This is a genomic window from candidate division KSB1 bacterium (assembly GCA_022562085.1).
GTDB lineage: Bacteria > Zhuqueibacterota > Zhuqueibacteria > Oceanimicrobiales > Oceanimicrobiaceae > Oceanimicrobium.
Genome location: JADFPY010000456.1, coordinates 1 through 2,796, shown reverse-complemented (window position 1 = coordinate 2,796; position 2,796 = coordinate 1). Strand labels below are relative to the sequence as shown.

The 2,796-nt window shown below is 45.2% G+C and carries 4 protein-coding genes; all 4 read right to left on the bottom strand.

The annotated features are described in order from the left end of the window. Positions 1 to 254, bottom strand: a 254-nt coding sequence (locus IH879_22160; GenBank protein MCH7677631.1) for a hypothetical protein, incomplete at its 3' end; no start/stop codon positions are given. Further along, entirely contained in the window at positions 251 to 1,219 is a 969-nt protein-coding gene (locus tag IH879_22155) for a TIR domain-containing protein (GenBank protein ID MCH7677630.1), read from the bottom strand. The genes IH879_22155 and IH879_22160, both read right to left, overlap by 4 nt. Before the next feature lie 506 nt (positions 1,220 to 1,725). Beyond that, a complete protein-coding gene (locus IH879_22150; protein MCH7677629.1) occupies positions 1,726 to 2,517 on the bottom strand; it encodes a hypothetical protein in 792 nt (263 codons plus the stop codon). An 11-nt stretch (positions 2,518 to 2,528) separates the two neighbouring features. After that, positions 2,529 to 2,796: hypothetical protein (locus IH879_22145; GenBank protein MCH7677628.1), on the bottom strand; the 268-nt coding region annotated here is incomplete at its 5' end.

The window sequence follows — 2,796 nt, the reverse complement described above, 5'->3', positions numbered from 1 at the left end:
TAGTCTTCTTTTTTTATGGAGAGCGTAATTTTTTCGCCGGCCTTAAAGTGAGCCGGTAAAAAGATTCGAAATCTGCCGTTTGTCGTGGTAATGTCGCTGTCACCGGTTTCATCAATGGTCACTTTGAGGTTTTCTTCGGCCGTTTCTTCGTTGTTCTCACCAATGCTTACAACTTTGCCCTGCAGCCATCTCTTTTCTTGGGCAAAGAGGAGAGTTGGAATTACGATAAACAAAAAGAGCCAACGCTTCATCATTGCATTTTCTCCATATGAAATTCTTGTTTGGGATTCCCGAGGGTTGCATCGGTACGGTAGGTTTTGTATCCTTGTTTTTGCGCAACCAATCTTATAGATTCTTGATGAAAGGCAAGGACACTTGGAATTGAAAATCGTCCATTCGAATCTGAAATAGCGGAAAAAACCGCTCCGTGTTTATCTACAAATTCCGGCGTATGAACGTAAACTCCCGTCAGTGGATTGCCGCTCCCCTTGTCCAAAATTGTCCCGGACACGGATTGAGCAATTTGCACTTTTTCATCTCCCGCATCGAACAAACCGATTTTTGCAGGTAAATCAAGCAGAAGACTGACGACTGTCAAAGCGGCGGCTAAAAAGGCCACGAACTGCCATTTTTCAAAAAAGTTTCTTGAGGAACCCGGTGCGGATTTTTGCACGGTAATATTAATGTCCCGGGCAGCTTGATAAAAATCACCCAGTACCGTCCAACCATGCTGCTTAAAAATATGTTTAGCTGCTTCGATGACTTCTTCCGGCTTCCCCGGAGTGATCTTTTCAAGATTAGATATCACTTCCTGATTGTGTTGAATGTCAGATTCGGGAATTGATTTTTCTAACGAGTTAAGAAGTTTCCCAAGACTTTTTTCAAAATCTGTAAAGGGGATACCTTGATAGGTGGTTAAAGAGGGTGGCAAAGGAGTTTCATCCAGCAGACAGGGAAGAATCGATTTTCGTAGAGCAATGGCCGTGGTCCATTCAAACTCGACAAAGTGGGACTTCCCGGCGTGCCTGGACCAAAAAAGCAAAACGTAATTTTGAGAGGAAATGGCCTCACCAATTGCTTTGGGCCAGTTCTCGCCGGCATAAATGCTCTCCTGGTCGCGCCAGACAGAGAACCCGCGTTCGGCTAGCGCGCGCTCAAACTTTTTCGCAAGGCCCAAATCCTGCCTCGCATAGCTAATGAAAACAGCAGGCTTGCTCATTTTGTACCCTTCGTTTATCCCTAAACTTTCAGGCCTGCCGGAAAAAATTTATCCGGACTCAAATTTAATTAAGGATTTATCGAGAAAAAGTCAATTAATTCATGCCGTTAAACTATTCTGATTTTTGGCATACCTCAAATAAACTAGAGGGGGAAACGGACAAAATTTTCTCAAACAAAGTAAAAAAACGCAAAATAACCTGAATAAATTCACAAACCATAAAAGTCGTCATTCCCGCGAAGGCGGGAATCCATTACAAATCAACAGCTTAGTTCAAGCAATGGATGCCCGACTACTCGGGCATGACAATATTGAAGTTTTTTGACTGACATGGAAATTCATGAATTAGCCAGGTTAATATATCATACTTTGTGCAACAAGCTGTCCTGATAAGGTTAGGGCGACGGCGTCCATCGACAAGCTCAAGACAGCCTTAGGTAGTTTTTCAAGTGGGAGACAAATCCTCGGCGGGACGCCTTCGGACTTTAAAATTTAGTTAACTTTTTTTACTCCAAATGCTTCTGAATCGCCTTATCGACTTCCAGAACGGTGTAACTTAATTCCTGATCCTGGTAGATGTTGCCGTGAAAAGCCTCTTCTAAAACCACGCCGTCTGCATCCAGGAGCCAAATGGTGGGAGTGCCGTATTTTTGGGTTTCGCCGGGAGCGCGGAATTTTCCCTGCCAATCGTGGATTGTGCCGTAACCTTCACCGGGCTGCAAATCCTCGCGCCGGTTGAAAAGCAGCCGCAACCGGACGTCATAGTACGTTTCAGAGGGAATGATTTTGTCAAAAACCACGTCTTCGGTACTGTCGATGAAAATTTGCCGGGCTTCTTTAAAAGCCTCGGAATCGTCCGGTTCGTCAAGCAGGACGCGGTCGGCCAGGTCGAAAGATTTGGTTGAATAGACCGGGGCGCTGGCCACGGAGAGTATTTTCACGTCTGAACTTTCTGCATATTTCTCGTGAATAAAACGCAGAACGTAAGAATCTTCAAATGAATCGCGGCACCAAATTCCGCCGAGCTTATCCGGTTTATTCATGGCGCCGCCGCCGTAAATGTACAACATGGTTACTTGAGCGCCGGAATCTTTAATTAAGTCCAGCAGCTTGTGGGGATTCAAATCTTTATCTAAAACAAAGGCCTCCGGCGAGATGGGGTCGCCGGGTTTGTAACTCGAATACTCAGAATTTTCCTGCGCCGGCGATGCATAAACATTGAGGAAAATTTCAGTCATCAAAAAAGAAGAGGCGAGTGCGAGGGCAAAACCGGTTTTTAAGAAATTGCGACGTTTCATTTTGAGTCCTTTTATTTATTCTTCACTCTTGCAATTGCTGCGTCGATTCGCTCAACCCGGTGGTTGGCCATCCATTCGGAATAATCACCGTTAAAGCCCACCCGTTTCTGCTGGCGCTTGACCTGGTCGAGAATCGACTCGATCTGGCCGACTTTTAAAAATCCTTTTTCGTCGAGCAGCTCGACAATTTTATCAACTTTCTTTTTCGAAGATTCTTCGCCGCGGGCGATGAGTTCCTGGTAGTCTTCCTCCCGCCAGGCGAGAAAATTATCCATGACA

Excerpts from the sequence above, each read along its gene's own strand:
- IH879_22150 (MCH7677629.1), bottom strand. The coding sequence starts at position 2,517 with ATGAAACGTCGCAATTTCTTAAAAACCGGTTTTGCCCTCGCACTCGCC.
- IH879_22155 (MCH7677630.1), bottom strand. The coding sequence starts at position 1,219 with ATGAGCAAGCCTGCTGTTTTCATTAGCTATGCGAGGCAGGATTTGGGC.